Origin of the sequence: Staphylococcus pseudoxylosus, assembly GCF_003697915.1 — a bacterium.
In the GTDB taxonomy this organism is placed as follows: Bacteria; Bacillota; Bacilli; order Staphylococcales; family Staphylococcaceae; genus Staphylococcus; species Staphylococcus pseudoxylosus.
Genome location: NZ_RCVN01000009.1, coordinates 1 through 17,420 on the forward strand (window position 1 = coordinate 1; position 17,420 = coordinate 17,420).

17 protein-coding genes are annotated in these 17,420 nt (G+C 30.7%); 16 read left to right on the forward strand and 1 reads right to left on the reverse strand.

Annotation, left to right across the window (positions count from 1 at the left end; translation table 11 throughout):
• Window positions 1-737 precede the first annotated feature (737 nt).
• The 16 genes from D9V42_RS09190 to D9V42_RS09265 all read left to right on the forward strand — a co-directional run bounded on the left by D9V42_RS09190 (window position 738) and on the right by D9V42_RS09265 (window position 16,797).
• Window positions 738-1,481 (forward strand): HAD hydrolase family protein, encoded by a 744-nt coding sequence (locus tag D9V42_RS09190; RefSeq protein WP_122064629.1) that lies wholly within the window; start codon window positions 738-740, stop codon window positions 1,479-1,481.
• Between the two features lie 170 nt (window positions 1,482-1,651).
• Complete coding sequence (locus D9V42_RS09195) at window positions 1,652-2,122, forward strand: GNAT family N-acetyltransferase (protein ID WP_122064632.1); 471 nt, start codon at window positions 1,652-1,654, stop codon at window positions 2,120-2,122.
• Window positions 2,123-2,196: 74 nt separating this feature from the next.
• Window positions 2,197-2,511: an ArsR/SmtB family transcription factor gene (locus D9V42_RS09200; protein ID WP_107555121.1), complete on the forward strand. Its 315-nt coding sequence runs from the start codon at window positions 2,197-2,199 to the stop codon at window positions 2,509-2,511.
• A gap of 81 nt (window positions 2,512-2,592) precedes the next feature.
• On the forward strand, window positions 2,593-2,883 hold the full coding sequence (locus tag D9V42_RS09205) for a DMT family transporter (protein ID WP_122064634.1): 291 nt from the start codon (window positions 2,593-2,595) through the stop codon (window positions 2,881-2,883).
• A gap of 354 nt (window positions 2,884-3,237) precedes the next feature.
• Window positions 3,238-3,450, forward strand: coding sequence for a hypothetical protein (locus D9V42_RS09210; RefSeq protein ID WP_107555097.1), 213 nt, complete (start codon window positions 3,238-3,240; stop codon window positions 3,448-3,450).
• A gap of 588 nt (window positions 3,451-4,038) precedes the next feature.
• Complete coding sequence (locus D9V42_RS09215) at window positions 4,039-5,445, forward strand: anthranilate synthase component I (RefSeq protein WP_122064636.1); 1,407 nt, start codon at window positions 4,039-4,041, stop codon at window positions 5,443-5,445.
• The gene (locus tag D9V42_RS09220; protein WP_122064638.1) at window positions 5,442-6,038 is read left to right on the forward strand and encodes an anthranilate synthase component II; all 597 of its coding nucleotides are present in this window, start codon (window positions 5,442-5,444) and stop codon (window positions 6,036-6,038) included. Before D9V42_RS09215 ends, D9V42_RS09220 begins: the two co-directional genes overlap by 4 nt.
• On the forward strand, window positions 6,007-7,023 hold the full coding sequence (gene trpD / locus D9V42_RS09225; protein WP_122064640.1) for an anthranilate phosphoribosyltransferase: 1,017 nt from the start codon (window positions 6,007-6,009) through the stop codon (window positions 7,021-7,023). Before D9V42_RS09220 ends, trpD begins: the two co-directional genes overlap by 32 nt.
• The gene (gene trpC / locus D9V42_RS09230) at window positions 7,007-7,789 is read left to right on the forward strand and encodes an indole-3-glycerol phosphate synthase TrpC (RefSeq protein ID WP_122064642.1); all 783 of its coding nucleotides are present in this window, start codon (window positions 7,007-7,009) and stop codon (window positions 7,787-7,789) included. Before trpD ends, trpC begins: the two co-directional genes overlap by 17 nt.
• Window positions 7,786-8,415, forward strand: coding sequence for a phosphoribosylanthranilate isomerase (locus D9V42_RS09235; RefSeq protein WP_122064644.1), 630 nt, complete (start codon window positions 7,786-7,788; stop codon window positions 8,413-8,415). The genes trpC and D9V42_RS09235 overlap by 4 nt, the downstream gene beginning before the upstream one ends.
• A gap of 2 nt (window positions 8,416-8,417) precedes the next feature.
• The gene (trpB, locus tag D9V42_RS09240) at window positions 8,418-9,632 is read left to right on the forward strand and encodes a tryptophan synthase subunit beta (RefSeq protein WP_107555103.1); all 1,215 of its coding nucleotides are present in this window, start codon (window positions 8,418-8,420) and stop codon (window positions 9,630-9,632) included.
• Window positions 9,625-10,353 carry a tryptophan synthase subunit alpha gene (gene trpA, locus D9V42_RS09245; protein WP_122064646.1) on the forward strand — a complete coding sequence of 243 codons (729 nt, stop codon included), beginning with the start codon at window positions 9,625-9,627 and terminating at the stop codon, window positions 10,351-10,353. The genes trpB and trpA overlap by 8 nt, the downstream gene beginning before the upstream one ends.
• A 116-nt stretch (window positions 10,354-10,469) precedes the next feature.
• A complete protein-coding gene (locus tag D9V42_RS09250) occupies window positions 10,470-11,129 on the forward strand; it encodes a type 1 glutamine amidotransferase domain-containing protein (protein WP_107555105.1) in 660 nt (219 codons plus the stop codon).
• Window positions 11,130-11,593: 464 nt separating this feature from the next.
• Complete coding sequence (locus D9V42_RS09255; protein WP_122064648.1) at window positions 11,594-12,856, forward strand: aminoacyltransferase; 1,263 nt, start codon at window positions 11,594-11,596, stop codon at window positions 12,854-12,856.
• Window positions 12,857-12,884: 28 nt separating this feature from the next.
• Window positions 12,885-14,144, forward strand: coding sequence for an aminoacyltransferase (locus D9V42_RS09260; protein WP_107531962.1), 1,260 nt, complete (start codon window positions 12,885-12,887; stop codon window positions 14,142-14,144).
• Between the two features lie 1,645 nt (window positions 14,145-15,789).
• Complete coding sequence (locus D9V42_RS09265; protein ID WP_122064650.1) at window positions 15,790-16,797, forward strand: siderophore ABC transporter substrate-binding protein; 1,008 nt, start codon at window positions 15,790-15,792, stop codon at window positions 16,795-16,797.
• 73 nt (window positions 16,798-16,870) lie between these two features.
• Here the strand turns inward: D9V42_RS09265 and D9V42_RS09270 are convergent, their stop codons facing one another.
• Window positions 16,871-17,221 (reverse strand): hypothetical protein, encoded by a 351-nt coding sequence (locus D9V42_RS09270; RefSeq protein WP_122064652.1) that lies wholly within the window; start codon window positions 17,219-17,221, stop codon window positions 16,871-16,873.
• Window positions 17,222-17,420 lie beyond the last annotated feature (199 nt).

Here is a 17,420-nt window from a genome sequence, read left to right on the forward strand (position 1 = left end):
ACACTGACATGATAAATTAGTGGTTAGCTATATTTTTTTACTTTGCAACAGAACCTTTAATTTTATCTTAAAAATAGTATATAGAAATAATGGTTTTTATTAAGTAGAAATGATTTGTTAAAATATATTATAAGAAGGTGGATTTTTCATATACTCTTGTTAGGCATGTAATAGTTCATTAGCTACAAAAGATGTGATTATTTCATATAAATTAAATAAAGTAGTGTGAATTTTATTTGGGCATTGTTCCATATTCTTTCTACTTATTATTATTTTAGAATTTTTGTTACTTCAATTAAAAATTCGATAACTTCTTCTATAATAAGTCAATATTTCGTTGTATTTATAGAGCGCACGTTTATGCAGTTCTTCATGGGTTTCGCAATTACTAATACTATAGAAGTTAATTTGCAATATTTTCCTTTTCTACCTTTTTCATAATATTTTTTTGTTCGGTTATGATTTAATAACTTTCTCAAGATATTTTATAAATTTATTTTTATTAATTGGTTAACTATAAAAAACAGTTTTGGAAATAGTCAATCAGTATATAAATGTAGGTGATTGAGTTTCAATGATTCAAATAGAATTGATTACAAATCTAGAATTTTTGCATTAATATTTTCTATTGCTATTAAAAATAACTAAAAGTGGTTATTAAGCGTACTTTTTAAAAAATATTGATGAATAATTTTTGTTAGTGTTAATATTTTCATTGTAAGAGAGGAGGAAGGTATGTGATTTATGTATTTGATGTAGATGGAACGATATGTTTTAACGGACGATACATTGAACCTAATTTGCAAGAAAGTATAAAATGCTTGGGTGAAGAGTACCAAGTAATATTTGCTTCGGCGAGGCCAATAAGGGATTTGTTACCAATTGTTCATAATTTTGAGAACAATACTCTAATTGGTGGAAATGGTTCTATAATTTCCATAGATGATCAGGTTGAGGTGATAGAATATATACCTTTTGAGGAATATGAATTTATTAAAAGTGTAATAAATGATTATAACTTAGACTATATAATCGATGGATCATTTGATTATTCAGCAAAAGTGAGTATTGAGAATAAAATTTACAAACAACTTGATCCAGATAATCTTGCAAAAAACGTTGAACTAAGTAAGATAAAGGAACCGATTAAAATTATATTAATAGATGTACCAGAAAATTTATATAATGAGATAAGAAAATCATTTGAAAGTTATGAAAAATTATTGTCCATTAGTTATCATGAAAGCGATAACAACATCGACATAACAGCTAAAGACATAAATAAGTTTACTACGTTACACAAGATAATTAGCAACCAGCCGTATGTTGCTTATGGTAACGATATTAATGATTTTGAATTACTAAAAAATGCAGAAAAAGCTTATTATATTACATCTGAAGATAAAGATTTACCAATTGGTAACGTTAATATAGTTTCAAGTGATTCTCAATCAGTAGAAAATGCATTAAGGTATCTTTAAATAGGAGAGTGTATGTACTTGTCACAGAATTTAAAAAATTAGAGGCCTAATAGTAAGGGAATTCTTAAATCCTTTTGTTATAGTAAATAGGCAAATAACAAAATAGTACTTAATAGCTATGAACCAAATTGTTTATCACAATTTCTAAGCGAAGAGGGGATGTGTAAATAATGGACTTTAAAGAAGCAACGATTTCTGATGCGCCAATCATTCACAAGTTGATGATTAAAGCATTTTCAGAATACAAAAATGATGAAATTCCATCTAGCGCTTTAGAGGAAACAGAAAAGAGTATTAGTGTAGCATTATTGGAAGAAGGCGAAAAAGCTTTAATCGCATATGAGTCAGATGAACCAGTGGCAATGGCTAGATTTAAAATAGATAATTATAAAATGAATTTTTATCGACTATCTGTAGACCCTTTATACCAAGGGAAAGGTATAGGAAAGCATTTATTAAAGGCATTAGAAATATATGCAAAAAATAAAGGTGTATCAGAAATTATATGTAAAGTTCGTGTGAACTTAAAAAGAAATGTTAGTCTTTATAAAGATAAAGGCTATTTTATATTTGATAATTATACTATTGATAAGGCGAATAATAAGTCGTTACATATTGTATCTATGAAGAAATTTATTTAAGTATGTAATAGTTATAAAAATCAAGGGAGTATATCATAATTGACATATCGAGAAAAGGCGATATAATGTGGAATATGGAATATTTAAATATTTTTAAAGCTCTATCAAATGAAACAAGATTAAATATTTTGAAATGGTTAAAAGACCCTGAAGTAAATTTTCCAAAACAAGGTGCACATTTACCTAAAGGAGTGAGTCTTAAAGGTGGGGTATGTGTTGGAGACATACAAGAGAAAGCAAATGCTTCACAGTCTACGATCTCTCAATATTTAACAATCTTACAAAATGCAGGTCTTTTAGAATCGGTTCGATATGGCCAGTGGACTTATTATAGAAGAAATGAAGAGACCATTAAGGTACTGGCAGAAAATATAAAAACAGAAATTTAACGTCTATAAATTTCTGTTTTTATTATTTTTAATTTATATCGAGAAATTTAGATATCCAGATATTCAAATAGGAGGATTAATATGAAATTGTTTGTTTATATCCTAGCTATCATAGCGGGATCAGTACTTAGTTTTGAAAGTGCAATTTATGGAAAACTAGGTGAAAATATAGGCCAATTAGCTATCGGCATTATAATAGACCACTTTGGCTGGTTTGACAGTTTAGTTATTCATTTTGAATGGAGAAGATTTATAGCACTCTTATTTATGGCAATAGCACTGTATTTTATTTATAAAGGAAATTTGCGTTCTAAAAACGACAAAGTAAAACTTTACTATAAAGAACAAGAAACAAGTATTAATAAAATATAATTAATGATTATAATTATTATACTTCAGTAATGGCTACGATTTTTAACATGGTATGACTTGCTCATTTGAAATGTGAATCAAATAGAGAGAAGTATTAGGGATAACCTAGAAATAAATTGATGTTTTTATAAGAATCTGAGAGATTATTAGAGAGCAGCTTAGTATATTAACTCATGACTTCTAATTATATGTACTACTCAAAGTTTAATTATTATATTTTCAAATCAAACATTTTCACTTTAGCTATTGCATCTTACTATGATAGCTTTAAAATGGAGACTAAGTAGTTACAACGAAATTAATAAATAAAATTTTATTGTAAAAATGAAAATGCAATTTGGGAGAATATAAACTATGAAAAAACCAAGTTTGAGGGCTATACTATTTACTATATTTTGGCTTTTAGTATTGTTATATGCAGCTTATGTAACATTTGCAGATCATAAGATACCTTATCATCCAATCATATTCTTGTTTTTATTTGCAATAGGTGCAAATATTATTAAGAAAGTAGCGCCGAAAGATAATTATGAAAAATATCAAAATAATGAAGATAGATTACGATAAAACGTGTGAATCCAAGCTTTTTAATAATTGATTCACTGTTGAAGATGGTAATAGAATTCATGAATTAAATTTAAATGTTGACAAATTCGATTTATACTAGTAGGATTTTACTTAATTACTAATCGCAACAGAAGTTGCCATTTGAAAGATAACGTAGCAAATATGTGATGTAGCAATAAGAAAGCTAATGGTTGATGGAAATTAGCACTGCATATATTGTGAATTGGGCTTTTAAATGAAAATTAAATAGCAATTAAAGTGAACAATGAATTTGTTAACTAAGGTGGCACCACGGTAACGCGTCCTTACAGTATGCGTTAGTGTGGTGTTTTTTTATATTAAAATTGAACTGAATCGGAAGACAAAATGAAGTAAGTGATGATTAGGTAGTTGCAGAAAGTTAGTGGTTGATGAGAACTAACACCTACATATACTGAAATTGGGTTTTGTTGGATTAAAAATGAATAAACAAAGAGAGAGTAGATGATTTTTAATAAAATAGATATCTACTAATTTAGGTGGTACCGCGCGTCAGCGTCCTTAAACATTGTTTAAGGATGCTGATTTTTTTATAAGGAGGAAAGTAATATGAAAGTACAATATCAAAAATTAAATGCTGAAGTTACCCCAGAAGCACTAGCAAGATTAAGAAATAATAAAATAATTCTAGAAAGTTCAGATCAATCTCAATTAAAAGGGCGTTATTCTATTGTCATATTCGACACGTATGGGTCTGTTACTTTAGATAATGACGTAATGACTGTAGAAACACCGAACGGAATAAACATAGAACGTAACCAACCATATGACAAGATGAAGGAACTGATTGACCAATACAAAATGACTATAGATGACGAAATATTGGCACAATTGCCATTTATATCAGGGTTCGTAGGATCATGTAGTTTTGATCTAGTGAGACATGAATTTCCGGTATTAAAGCAAATTGAATTAGCAGATCATCCACAACACGATACGAAATTTTATATGGTAGAAGATGTTTATATTTTTGATCATTATAAAGAGCACTTATATGTTATAGCGACAAACTTATTTTCTGATGACAATGACTCACAATTACAGGAACGTGTGCAACGTCGTGTGGCAGAATTGCAAAAAATTAATATTTATCCAACACAAATTGAACATCCTTTAACAGAGAAGGAAATAAAATCTAATATGGCACCAACACAATTTATTGAAACGGTTGAACATATGAAAACACTTATTCAACAAGGAGATATGTTCCAAGTTGTACCATCGATTATTTATAGCTACGAACACTTTTTTGGTCAACAACTACAACAATTGTCATACCAACTTTATCAAAATCTAAAACGACAAAATCCAAGTCCATATATGTACTATATGAATATGGATGAACCCATTATTGTTGGAAGTTCACCTGAGAGTTTTGTAAAGGTACATGGTGAAACAGTAATCACTAATCCAATTGCTGGAACAATTAAAAGAGGTGCTACTGAAGATGAGGATAAATTAAATGAAACGCAGTTGAAAAATGATGATAAAGAATTAAGTGAACATAGTATGTTGGTTGATTTAGGACGCAATGACATTCATAGAGTAAGTCAAACAGGAACGTCAAAAATCCAAAAACTAATGACAATTGAACGCTATGAACATATAATGCACATCGTGAGTGAAGTAACTGGTAAATTAAAAAATAATTATTCTCCAATGACGGTAATTGCGAGTTTATTACCTACAGGCACGGTTTCGGGTGCACCAAAACTCAGAGCGATTCAACGTATCTACGAATCACAACCACATAAGCGTGGCGTTTATAGTGGAGGTATTGGTTATATTAATTGTAATCATGATTTAGATTTTGCATTAGCAATAAGAACGATGATGATTGATGGGACGCATGTGAATGTTCAAGCAGGCTGCGGTGTAGTATTTGACTCTATACCTGAAAAAGAGCTTGAAGAAACGAAGTTGAAAGCCAAAAGTTTATTGGAGGTATCACCATGATATTAATTGTCGATAACTATGATTCTTTTACTTATAATTTAGTGAATATGATAGCACAACATAAAGAAGTGATTATTAAATATCCAGATGACCCTAGTATATATAATTTAAATGTTGAAGGCATTGTGATATCACCAGGTCCTGGTCATCCATTAGATACGCATAATCTAATAAATATTATTAAGTACTATGAAAATAAACCTATATTAGGTGTGTGCTTAGGTGCGCAAGCGTTAACTTGTTATCATAATGGGGATGTAATCCAAAGTGAACATATTATGCATGGTAAAAAAGATCAAATGCAAATCATAAAAGAGACAAAGTTATACTCTGATATTCCAGAATATTCTGAAATAATGAGATACCATTCACTTATTAGTAATCCACAAACGCTGCCTAAATCTTTAGCAATTACAGCAAAAACGAATGATTGTATTCAATCATTCGAACATTTACAGTTATTACATTTCGGTATTCAGTATCATCCTGAATCATTTGCAACTGAATTTGGAGAACAAATTATTAAAAACTTTTTAAATATTGTAGAGGAGGTTGAAAGTCATGGAATTACAAGCATTACTCAATCAATATAAACCATTAAACCAGCGACAAATGAATGCATTTATTGAGTTACTTATTTCTGAAGATGTGAAAGATGAAGTGAAAATAGAATATTTAACTTCGTTTTCTGAAAAAGAAATTACACAGGAAGAATTAACATACATTGCTAAAAGTTTGATACATTCTATGTATGATCAACAGCCTTACTATCCAAATAGTATGTGTGTTTGCGGTACTGGTGGAGATAAATCTAATAGCTTCAATATTTCAACTACTGTCTCTTTTATAATCGCGAGTACCAGGGTTCCAGTTATTAAACATGGTAATAAGAGTGTTACGTCATCATCAGGAAGTACAGATTTACTCAATGCGATGCAAATTCAAACTACTTCTGTAGCACAGACACCGAGTCAATTAGCCGATACAGGCTTAGCATTTTTAAGTGCGACAGAAACATATCCAATTATGAAGCAAATACAACCTATAAGAAAACATATGAGTAATCCAACGATTTTTAATATAACAGGCCCGATAATAAATCCTTTTAAATTGGATTATCAAGTTATGGGTGTCTATGAAACTTCAAAACTAGACAAAATTGCTCAAACGTTAGCAGATTTAGGGCGCAAAAAAGCAATTGTAGTGTATGGGGCTAATGGTATGGATGAAGCAACCTTGTCTGGAGACAATATCATATATGAAGTGAACGCAAATGAAAGTGTTAAAACTTATACTTTAAATGCTATCGATGTTGGGTTAGATTATGCGCCAAATGAAGACCTAATTGGTGGTACACCAGCTGAAAATTTAGAAATCACTAAAAATATTTTAAATGGAACAGATCGCAGTGCTAAAAGAGATGTCGTTGTATTGAATGCTGGTATTGCACTATATGTATCAGAGCAAGTGAGTACAATTCAAGAAGGCGTAAGTAAAGCACAGAAATTGATTGATGAAGGCGAAGCATTAGCGCAATATAACAAAATGGGAGGCAAAACGTATGACTATATTGGATGAAATCGTATTATATAAAAAGGATTTGCTCGAACAGGGCTATTATGAAGAAAAATTAAAAACACTTGATGATGTAGATATTTCACATAAAACTACATTTAAGGCACAAATAGATGAATCAGATCGATTAGCCGTTATTGCAGAAATTAAATCTAAAAGTCCAACATTAAATGAATTGCCAGGTAGAGATTTAGCGCAACAAGTTAAAGATTATGAAGCGCACGGCGCTAATGCAGTCTCAATATTAACTGATGAGCAGTATTTTGGTGGTAGCTATGAACGTTTACAATCCTTAACTACTCAAACTGACTTACCAGTATTATGTAAAGACTTTGTCGTAGATAAAATACAAATAGATGTAGCTAAAAAAGCAGGTGCTTCAATGATTCTATTGATTGTCAATGTCTTAACTGATCAGCAATTAAAAGAGTTATATCAATATGCAACGTCATTAAATTTAGAAGTTCTTGTTGAGGTGCATGATAAAGAAGAGTTATCACGTGCTTATCAGCTAAATCCACAAATTATTGGCGTGAATAATCGTGATCTAAAAAGATTTGTTACAGACGTCTTGCATACTAATGAAATTTTAGAAAATAAAAAAGATGGTTATTATTATATTTCGGAAAGTGGCATTCGTGATGAACAAGATGTAGCGAATATTGTTGATTCTGGTATAGATGGTTTATTGATTGGTGAATCGTTAATGAAATGTGATGATTTAAGCCAGTTTCTACCGGGATTAAAATTAAATAAGGTGAAGCAATGAAGTTAAAATTTTGTGGTTTTCGTCAGCTATCAGATGTGAAGAAAGCAAAAGATTTAGACATTGATGCGATGGGTTTTATCCATTTTTCCAAAAGTAAGCGATTTGTTGATATTCAAACCATTAGACAATTTACAGATACTATCCCTGATGATAAGGAAAAGGTAGTTATCCTGGTGAATCCAGATTACGATGTGATAGACAATTTAATAGAAGAAACTGGTATCACATCAATTCAATTACACGGTGAGGAACCATTAGCCACAATCTCATATATAAGACAAAAAAGTAAGGTTATTAAGATTATTAAAGCCTTGCCGGCTAAAGATAGTGCATCATTACTGACAGCAATTGAATATTATAAACATGTAGTAGACCAATTTATTATAGACACCCCATCACAAAACTATGGTGGTACAGGCAAAGTGTATGATTGGGAAATACTTGAAGTTGTTAAGGATATTGATTATTTGATTGCAGGCGGTATCAATTATGAAAATATTCAAAAGATAGAAAAATTATCACTACAACATAGTGGTTATGATATTGCTAGTGGTATAGAAACAAATAATGATAAAGATAAATGTAAAATGCAATCAATAATAGAACTTGTAAAAGGAGCTCATTAATTATGGTAAAAAACATCCAAACAGAAGTAGATGAATTTGGTTTCTTTGGTAATTATGGTGGGCAGTATGTACCAGAAACTTTAATGCCAGCAGTACAAGAACTTAAACAGGCATATCAAGAGGCCAAAGAAGATCCTAAATTCCAAGAAGAACTCGATGGCTATTTAAAAGATTATGTAGGCCGTGAAACACCATTGACTTATGCCAAGTCATACTCTGAATCATTAGGTGGTGCCAAAATCTATTTGAAACGTGAAGACTTAAACCATACTGGCGCTCACAAAATTAATAATGCACTTGGACAAGCATTGTTAGCTAAACGTATGGGCAAAAATAAATTGGTTGCTGAAACAGGTGCAGGTCAACATGGTGTGGCTAGTGCAACAGTAGCTGCATTGTTTGATATGGAACTTGTTGTATTTATGGGTGAAGAAGATATTAAGAGACAATCACTAAATGTTTTTCGAATGGAATTATTAGGCGCAAAAGTAGAACCAGTAACTGAAGGTCAAGGAACACTATCCGATGCAGTGAACAAGGCACTGCAATATTGGGTCAGTCATGTAGAAGATACGCATTATTTATTAGGTTCTGCGCTAGGTCCAGATCCATTTCCTACTATTGTGAGAGACTTCCAAAAAATTATAGGAACAGAGATAAAAGCACAAGTTCAAGAAATTGAAGGTCGCTTACCTGATGCCATTGTTGCTTGTGTTGGTGGAGGATCAAATGCGATTGGAACGTTTTATCCGTTTGTTGAAGATGATGTAAAGCTATATGGCGTCGAAGCAGCTGGTGAAGGTTTTGATTCTGACAAACATGCATTAGCAATAAATAAAGGTAAAGAAGGTGTGTTACACGGTACTAAGATGTACCTAATTCAAGATGAGCATGGTCAAATAGAATTAGCACACTCTATTTCAGCTGGATTAGATTATCCTGGCGTTGGTCCTGAACATTCGTATTATCATGATATCGGCAGAGTGAAGTATGCAACTGCGAGTGATAAACAAGCGATGGATGCGCTTGTTAGATTCACTAAAGCTGAAGGCATTATTCCTGCTATTGAAAGCGCACATGCTTTAAGCTATGTAGAAGAATTAGCACCGACTATGAACTCGGATGAAATCTTAGTTGTTACAGTATCAGGTCGTGGTGATAAGGATATGGAAACAATTAGAAATTATATGAAACAGGACGGTGACACACATGCATAAATTATTTATACCATATGTAATGGGAAATAAGCATTTTATTGAAAATGTGAAAACATTAAGTAATGTAGGTGCTGATATAATTGAAGTAGGGGTGCCTTTTTCTGATCCAGTAGCTGATGGCCCTGTCATTATGGATGCTGGTAATAAAGCAATTCAAGAAGGTGTGAATATACAATTCATTTTGGATCAACTCACAGAACATCGTGATGAAATTCAAAGTGACTATGTATTAATGACGTATTATAATATCATCAATTACTATGGCGAAGAAGACTTTTTACAAGCATGCGAACGTGCCGGAGTATATGGATTAATTATACCTGACTTACCACATGAATTAGTGCAAGAATTTAAATCGCGTCATCCACATAGAAAGACAAAAATCATCTCATTAATCGCTATGACAACATCTGAAACTAGAAGTGATCAAATCGCTAAAGACGCAGAGGGTTTTATATACACTGTAACAATGAATGCTACAACTGGTGAAAATGGTAAATTCCATCCAGATTTAAAAGATAGAATTAAAAAAATAAAAGATAAATCTGAGGTTCCCGTAGTTGCTGGCTTTGGTATACGAACTCCAGAACATGTTAGAGATATTACAGAGGCTTCAGATGGTGTAGTTATAGGTAGTGAAATTGTTAAACGATTTGAAAATGATAGCGAAAAAAATATGTTGAATTACTTGAAATCTATAAGAAATGCACTTAATCAATAAAATTCCACAATAATTTTATGTATGAATTTGTTAAAATAAGGGTATCAGATTATCAGAGGATTTTTGGTATATATTGTATCGAAGATAATCCTTATTTTATAAAGAGGTGATATAAAATGAGTAAAAAAGTTTTATTCATACTAACAAGTAGAAATCAATATGATGATGGAACACCGACTGGTTTATGGTTAGAAGAGGCGAGCGAACCTTATAATATATTAACTGAAGCAGACATTGCTGTAGATATAACTTCTATTGAAGGCGGTGCAGTTCCTTTAGATCCAAACTCAACACAAAACAACGAACTTGATAAATATGCAGAATTTGTAGCAAAAATTAAAGATGTGCCAAGTATTGCAGAAGTAGATGTAGCTCAGTATGATGCTGTGTATCTACCTGGTGGTCATGGCACAGTATTTGATTATGCACACAATCAACAATTATCATCGATATTAGCTGATTTTAAAGCTGAAGATAAAATTATTTCATCTGTATGTCACGGACCAAGTGCATTTGTTGGCGCCAAAGATAAACAAGGTAATTTCTTAGTTAATGGCGTTACACTTACTTCATTTACAGATGAAGAAGAACGTGCAATGGGCTTAGAAAATAAGGTACCGTTCTTAACTCAAACAGAATTAGAAAATCAAGGTGCTAAGTTTATAACTAAAGAAAACTTTAGCGAACACGTAGAATCAGATAGTCAATTTATCACTGGACAAAATCCACAATCAAGTGTTGCTATCGGTAAAGCGTTACGTGATGCATTAAAATAAACACAATGATAATTTATTAGTTATTTGTGCTAAATAAAAACTGGGAGACTTATGAAGTTTCCCAGTTTTTATTATATTTTAAGAAGTAGCCAAATATATAGTAATATTTGAATTTAAATATAGTTGAAGAAGGGCGAAATCAACACAGATAAATGTAAACATGATTGCTTATATTAAAAACGTAATATAAAGGGAAATATTGTTTTTTTAAATATTATTATTTAAGATACTTTTGGTCAATACATGAATATTAAAACACTTTTTAATAATTAAAATAATGCTGATGAAAGATTAAATATAAATACTTTGTTAGAATAGAAGTAATGATATAATTGTAAGACACAGCACGAATATAAAGCATTGTGGACAGGGTATTGATTTTGTTTTATGAATGAATATTGTATAATAATTAAGATTGAAGTTTAACTCGAAAAAGAATTATAGACAATTAGGAGTATACAAAAATGAAATTTACAAATTTAACTGCAAAAGAGTTTGGTGCATTTACAGATAAAATGCCAAATAGCCATTTCACACAAATGGTAGGAAATTATGAATTAAAAATTGCAGAAAGTACTGAAACGCATTTAGTAGGTATAAAAAACAATGAAAATGAAGTCATTGCAGCTTGTTTATTAACTGCGGTGCCAGTAATGAAGTTTTTCAAGTATTTTTACACTAATAGAGGTCCGGTTATAGATTTTGAAAATAAAGAATTAGTACATTACTTTTTCAATGAACTATCTAAATATGTAAAAAAACATAATGCGCTTTATTTAAGAGTTGATCCTTATTTAGCATATCAATACCGTAATCATGATGGTGAGGTATTGGAAAATGTAGGACATGATTGGATTTTCGATAAAATGAAACAGCTTGGCTATAAACACCAAGGATTTTTAACTGGTTTCGATTCAATTATTCAAATTAGATTCCACTCTGTATTGGATTTAGCAGGCAAAACAGCTAAAGATGTATTAAATGGTATGGATAGTTTACGTAAACGTAATACTAAAAAAGTACAAAAAAATGGTGTGAAAGTAAGGTTCTTAGGGGAAGATGAGTTGCCAATTTTCCGCTCGTTCATGGAAGATACATCTGAAACTAAAGATTTTGACGATAGAGACGATGATTTTTACTATAATAGATTAAGGTATTACAAGGATCGCGTATTAGTACCTCTAGCTTATATGGATTTCGATGAATATATTGAAGAATTGCAAGCCGAACGTGAGGTATTAAGCAAAGATATCAATAAAGCAGTAAAAGATATCGAGAAAAGACCTGAAAATAAAAAAGCATATAACAAAAAAGATAATCTAGAGAAACAACTTATAGCGAATCAACAAAAAATCGATGAAGCTAAAGATTTACGAGAGAAACATGGTAATGAACTACCAATCTCAGCAGCATATTTCATCATTAATCCTTATGAAGTTGTGTATTATGCAGGTGGAACGTCGAATGAGTTTAGACATTTTGCTGGTAGTTATGCCATTCAATGGAAGATGATTAACTATGCGATTGATCATAATATTGATAGATATAATTTTTATGGAATTAGTGGTCATTTTACAGAAGATGCAGAAGACGCAGGTGTAGTTAAATTTAAAAAAGGGTTTAATGCGGATGTAGTGGAATATGTTGGTGACTTTATTAAACCAATCAATAAGCCAATGTACAAAATTTATACGACATTAAAGAAAATAAAAGATAAAAAGAAATAAACATTTAATAGAAGGGAACTAAGCTAGAATGAAATTTACAGAGTTAACTGTCAAAGAATATGACAATTTTGTACAGAATCCAGCACTAGAGAGTCATTACTTTCAAGTGAAAGAAAATATTGCGACAAGAGAAGAAGATGGATTTCAAGTTGTTTTATTAGGCTTAAAAGATGACGACAATCAAGTTATTGCTGCTAGTCTTTTCTCTAAAATCCCTACAATGGGAAGCTATGTTTATTATTCAAATCGTGGACCAGTGATGGATTACAATGATTTAGGTTTAGTTGATTTTTATTTACGTGAATTAGATACGTATCTGCAACAACATAATTGCTTATATGTAAAAATGGATCCATATTGGATTTATCAAATTTACGATAAAGATATTAATCCTTTACCGAACCAAGATAAGAATGATGCATTAGTAAATTTATTCAAATCTCACAACTATACGCATCACGGTTTTACAACGGAATATGACACGTCGAGTCAAGTGAGATGGATGGGTGTATTGAATCTTGATGGTGAAACCCCAGCTTCATTAAAAAAACAGTTCGATGGTCAACGTAAGCGAAACATAAATAAAGCAATTAATTACGGTGTTAAAGTAAGGTTATTACCAAGAGAAGAATTTGGTATATTCTTGGAACTTTACCGTGAAACGGAAGAACGTGCTGGTTTTGTTTCAAAAACAGATGAATATTTCTATAATTTTATTGATAATTATGGAGATAAAGCATTAGTACCATTGGCATATATTGATTTAGATGAATATATCAATAATACACAAGAGGGTATTAATGAAAAAGAAGCACGTAGAGATCAAATGATGCAAAATGAAAACAAATCAGATAAGCAATTGAAAAAAATTGCCGAGTTAGATAAACAAATTGATCATGATAAAAAGGAATTGCTTCATGCAAGTGAATTAAGACAAACTGATGGGGCGATATTGAATCTAGCTGCAGGTGTTTACTTTGCAAATGCGTATGAAGTAAATTATTTCTCAGGTGGTTCTTCAGAAAAATATAACCAATATATGGGACCTTATATGATGCATTGGTTCATGTTGAATTATTGTTTTGATCATGGATATGGACGTTATAATTTCTATGGACTATCTGGTGATTTCACTGAAAACAGTGAGGATTACGGAGTTTATCGCTTTAAACGTGGTTTTAATGTACAAATCGAAGAATTAATCGGTGACTTCTACAAACCAATCAAAAAATCGAAATACTGGTTGTTTAATACACTGAATAATTTAAGAAAAAAGGTTAGAAAATAATAAAAAAGAAAGCATACTGATGATGTTAAGCCCTAGTCAGTATGCTTTCTTTCGTTCTGAAGTTGGTTATATTAGGATGGCATTCCAATATAACAGTGAACTAAAGTGTGGAATAGTCTGAGAAGTTCGATTCTGGTTGCACTCCACGTAATTTAGTATAGCATAGGGTAAAACAATTTCAATATCTAAGCATAAAAAATAATTTTATAGTAAAAATATTTTTTATATTATAAAAATAACATACAAAAAACACCCTAAAACATTGAGTTTAGGGTGTTTTTGATTACAATTGCCTTCTTGCTCTTAATAATAGTAGTTTGAATAAATAAAAAGTGATTAATGTAATGCATCTATCGTAAAAGTGATACCTACATGTAGGATGTTTCGTCAATAGAACAAAGTACAAATAAATATTGCAATAATGAATGCTGCTATGAGCGAATTAAATAATAATATAACCCTGAATAAAATTTCTTACATGGTTACATTAAACATATTAAAAGCTGCATTAATAACAATCGCTTATATAACGCGCTTTGTCGAACTTTGCTGTGCTGTTGTTTTGATTACTTATCTTATAAATACTTTTGAAAAACCATTAATTATAAATAAAGACCAATAAATCAAGTTATAGAAATCAGTTTTGTTTTGGAACACTTATGATAATTACACCGATAACAAGAAATATTACGTCGTTGATTTAACCGGAAGCATTTAATGGATGAAGATTGCTGTATCAATGTCGGACTGAAAACTTTTTACTAACTCATAAATCCCAAAAATGAGAGAAAAACCCGTATTTTTAAGTGAACTATAATTATGTTATGTAACCCTATATAAGTAATAACAAAATCAAAACCATATTATAAGGATTGATGGTTCTGATAGGTATAAAAGACACATTAAAGTGAACAATTGCTTTTTTTATTATTTATTTCTTGAATTATGACGCTGAGATTTCGATTTCTGAGTATCGAATTAGATGTCCGTGTATCCTTATTGATTAATTGCAAATAAACAGCTATGTATTGTTGTATGTGTTATTCGGTGTGTTTTAATTGAATACGGTAAATAATTGTTGGTGTATGTGTATATGTGATCATTTGAGTAAATGTGTAAACGGATGATTATATGTAAAATACGTACGGGTTCGTTCATATATGTATGTAGCTTAAATTTTTTAGGTAATGCAATGATTATGTGTATATATAACTTTGGTTTAATACATAAAATTAATAAATAATGTGATTTGAAGTAAATGGCTAATATTTAGATGATTAAAATTTTGAAATGCATTTTAGTTTACATAATATATATTATAGGAAGTTATGTATGTTTTGTTATAGTTTAAGTTCTTGGCCCTATTTCACCATATATAGACCCATTTGTTATTCGCTGACTGCTAAAAGTATTGTATTTTAGTATATCTTATTTGTTATATACTAACTTTAATAATTAAAGCGCCCGTATTTACTCAATATTAATATTGAGTTCATTACTTTATTTGTATGTTGTTTATACGATCGTGACGATTATTTAAAGTTTATACAAATGTCACACAATTAATAAGTATTGCAAAAACTCTAATTGATAATGGTTTTCAGTTAATATATAATTAACTTCTAGATTAAAGGAGGAATTGCATATGAATAAATTTATATTCTTTATGTTAACAGCTTTATGTGTTTTATTTTTAGGTGCTTGTAATCATGCTCACAGTGATAAAGAATCGAAACAAACAGTTAAAATTAAAACTTCTTATGAGTTCAAAGATAAGAATAAGGACCATAATAGAGGCGAAATGAAACATGAAACCGTTGAGGTTCCTATTAATCCTAAACGGGTTGTAGTGATGGATTATGGAGCGTTAGATGTAATGCAACAATTAAAATTAGAAAAGCATATAGTTGCAATAGCTAAGGGACAAGGAGCTTCATTTTTACCAGATAGACTAAAATCATTTAAGAATAGTAAATATAAAAACCTCGGAAATCCAGGTCAACCTAATTATGATGAGTTAGCAAAGTCTAAACCAGATGTTATTTTTGCTTCTTTCAGACAAGCGCATACTAAAACTTTGGCTGAAATGAAGAAAGCTGCGCCAAATGCAAAAATTGTATTTATAAGTCCGCAAAATGATAATTACATAGCTTCAATTAAGCAAAACACTGAAAATATTGGTAGAATTTTTGAAAAGAAAAAAGAAGCAAAGAAATTAGTTACACAACTAGATGACAAAGTTGCTGAAACAAAACAACGAATTGGTGGTGAATCAGTCCTGTTTTTAAATGTTGATGATAAAGATTTAAAAACATATGGTTCTACAGGAAGGTTTGGAGGTTTCTTAAATAAAGATTTAGGCATTAAACACGCTGATAAACAAATGAAAGCTAATTCAAGTGGCATACTTATTTCTAATGAATACTTAAATGAAATTGATCCTGATAAATTATTTATTATCGATAGAACTAAAAAAGCTAATGAACATAGTAAAGCTATACCTCAAGCGTTACAAAATGATGTTATTAAAAATTCAAAAGCAATTAGAAATAATGATGTTACACGCTTTGAACCAAACAGTTGGTTTTTCGGTGAAGGTGGTATTGGTTTAACTATCGAACAATTGGAGCAAATACAAAAAGCTTATAAATAACCCCCCCTGACCTATTTGCTGATTATAATAAAAGGAATTGTAACGTAGATGCTACAATTCCTTTTATAAATATTTATCTTTTTTCTCTGTAATTTTCGATTTCGTCTTGTGGTATTCCTCCACGTTTACGAATCTCTTTTTTGGCTTTCTTCTCTCGACGTTTACGTCTCCAATTTCTCGTAGAATACCATACCAAAAAGCTAATGATTAAGCTTAGAACAGCCATAAACGCTGCAAACCCTAGTAATGGCTCATATGTAATGTCTTGGAAATTAGGAATTAGAAACGCCGCTATTGCCAAGACTATAAATGTTAGAATAGCTGTCGCGAACCATTTATTTAATACGAGATTACAAAAAACAGTTACGACTATTACTGCAACAATTGAAATCCATAAAAAATTAGGCATATCAAAAATCGTCATCTATTGCACTCCTTATATTTTAAAACCTGATTTTAAGTGATGTTTGTTTAATTGTACTATATTTTTATATGAATAGTGTCCGCCTGTGGGAGTATAATTTAATAATATCTGTGGATTCATATGTAGTCAATCCATTTTATAACTGTTCCCTACTTGGAATTTTACTAAACTTACGGTTGTATTTCTCATGGTGCTTTCA

Excerpts from the sequence above, each read along its gene's own strand:
- D9V42_RS09195 (WP_122064632.1), top strand. The coding sequence starts at position 1,652 with ATGGACTTTAAAGAAGCAACGATTTCTGATGCGCCAATCATTCACAAG.
- D9V42_RS09200 (WP_107555121.1), top strand. The coding sequence starts at position 2,197 with ATGGAATATTTAAATATTTTTAAAGCTCTATCAAATGAAACAAGATTA.
- D9V42_RS09205 (WP_122064634.1), top strand. The coding sequence starts at position 2,593 with ATGAAATTGTTTGTTTATATCCTAGCTATCATAGCGGGATCAGTACTT.
- D9V42_RS09210 (WP_107555097.1), top strand. The coding sequence starts at position 3,238 with ATGAAAAAACCAAGTTTGAGGGCTATACTATTTACTATATTTTGGCTT.
- D9V42_RS09215 (WP_122064636.1), top strand. The coding sequence starts at position 4,039 with ATGAAAGTACAATATCAAAAATTAAATGCTGAAGTTACCCCAGAAGCA.
- D9V42_RS09220 (WP_122064638.1), top strand. The coding sequence starts at position 5,442 with ATGATATTAATTGTCGATAACTATGATTCTTTTACTTATAATTTAGTG.
- trpD (WP_122064640.1), top strand. The coding sequence starts at position 6,007 with ATGGAATTACAAGCATTACTCAATCAATATAAACCATTAAACCAGCGA.
- trpC (WP_122064642.1), top strand. The coding sequence starts at position 7,007 with ATGACTATATTGGATGAAATCGTATTATATAAAAAGGATTTGCTCGAA.
- D9V42_RS09235 (WP_122064644.1), top strand. The coding sequence starts at position 7,786 with ATGAAGTTAAAATTTTGTGGTTTTCGTCAGCTATCAGATGTGAAGAAA.
- trpB (WP_107555103.1), top strand. The coding sequence starts at position 8,418 with ATGGTAAAAAACATCCAAACAGAAGTAGATGAATTTGGTTTCTTTGGT.
- trpA (WP_122064646.1), top strand. The coding sequence starts at position 9,625 with ATGCATAAATTATTTATACCATATGTAATGGGAAATAAGCATTTTATT.
- D9V42_RS09250 (WP_107555105.1), top strand. The coding sequence starts at position 10,470 with ATGAGTAAAAAAGTTTTATTCATACTAACAAGTAGAAATCAATATGAT.
- D9V42_RS09255 (WP_122064648.1), top strand. The coding sequence starts at position 11,594 with ATGAAATTTACAAATTTAACTGCAAAAGAGTTTGGTGCATTTACAGAT.
- D9V42_RS09260 (WP_107531962.1), top strand. The coding sequence starts at position 12,885 with ATGAAATTTACAGAGTTAACTGTCAAAGAATATGACAATTTTGTACAG.
- D9V42_RS09265 (WP_122064650.1), top strand. The coding sequence starts at position 15,790 with ATGAATAAATTTATATTCTTTATGTTAACAGCTTTATGTGTTTTATTT.
- D9V42_RS09270 (WP_122064652.1), bottom strand. The coding sequence starts at position 17,221 with ATGACGATTTTTGATATGCCTAATTTTTTATGGATTTCAATTGTTGCA.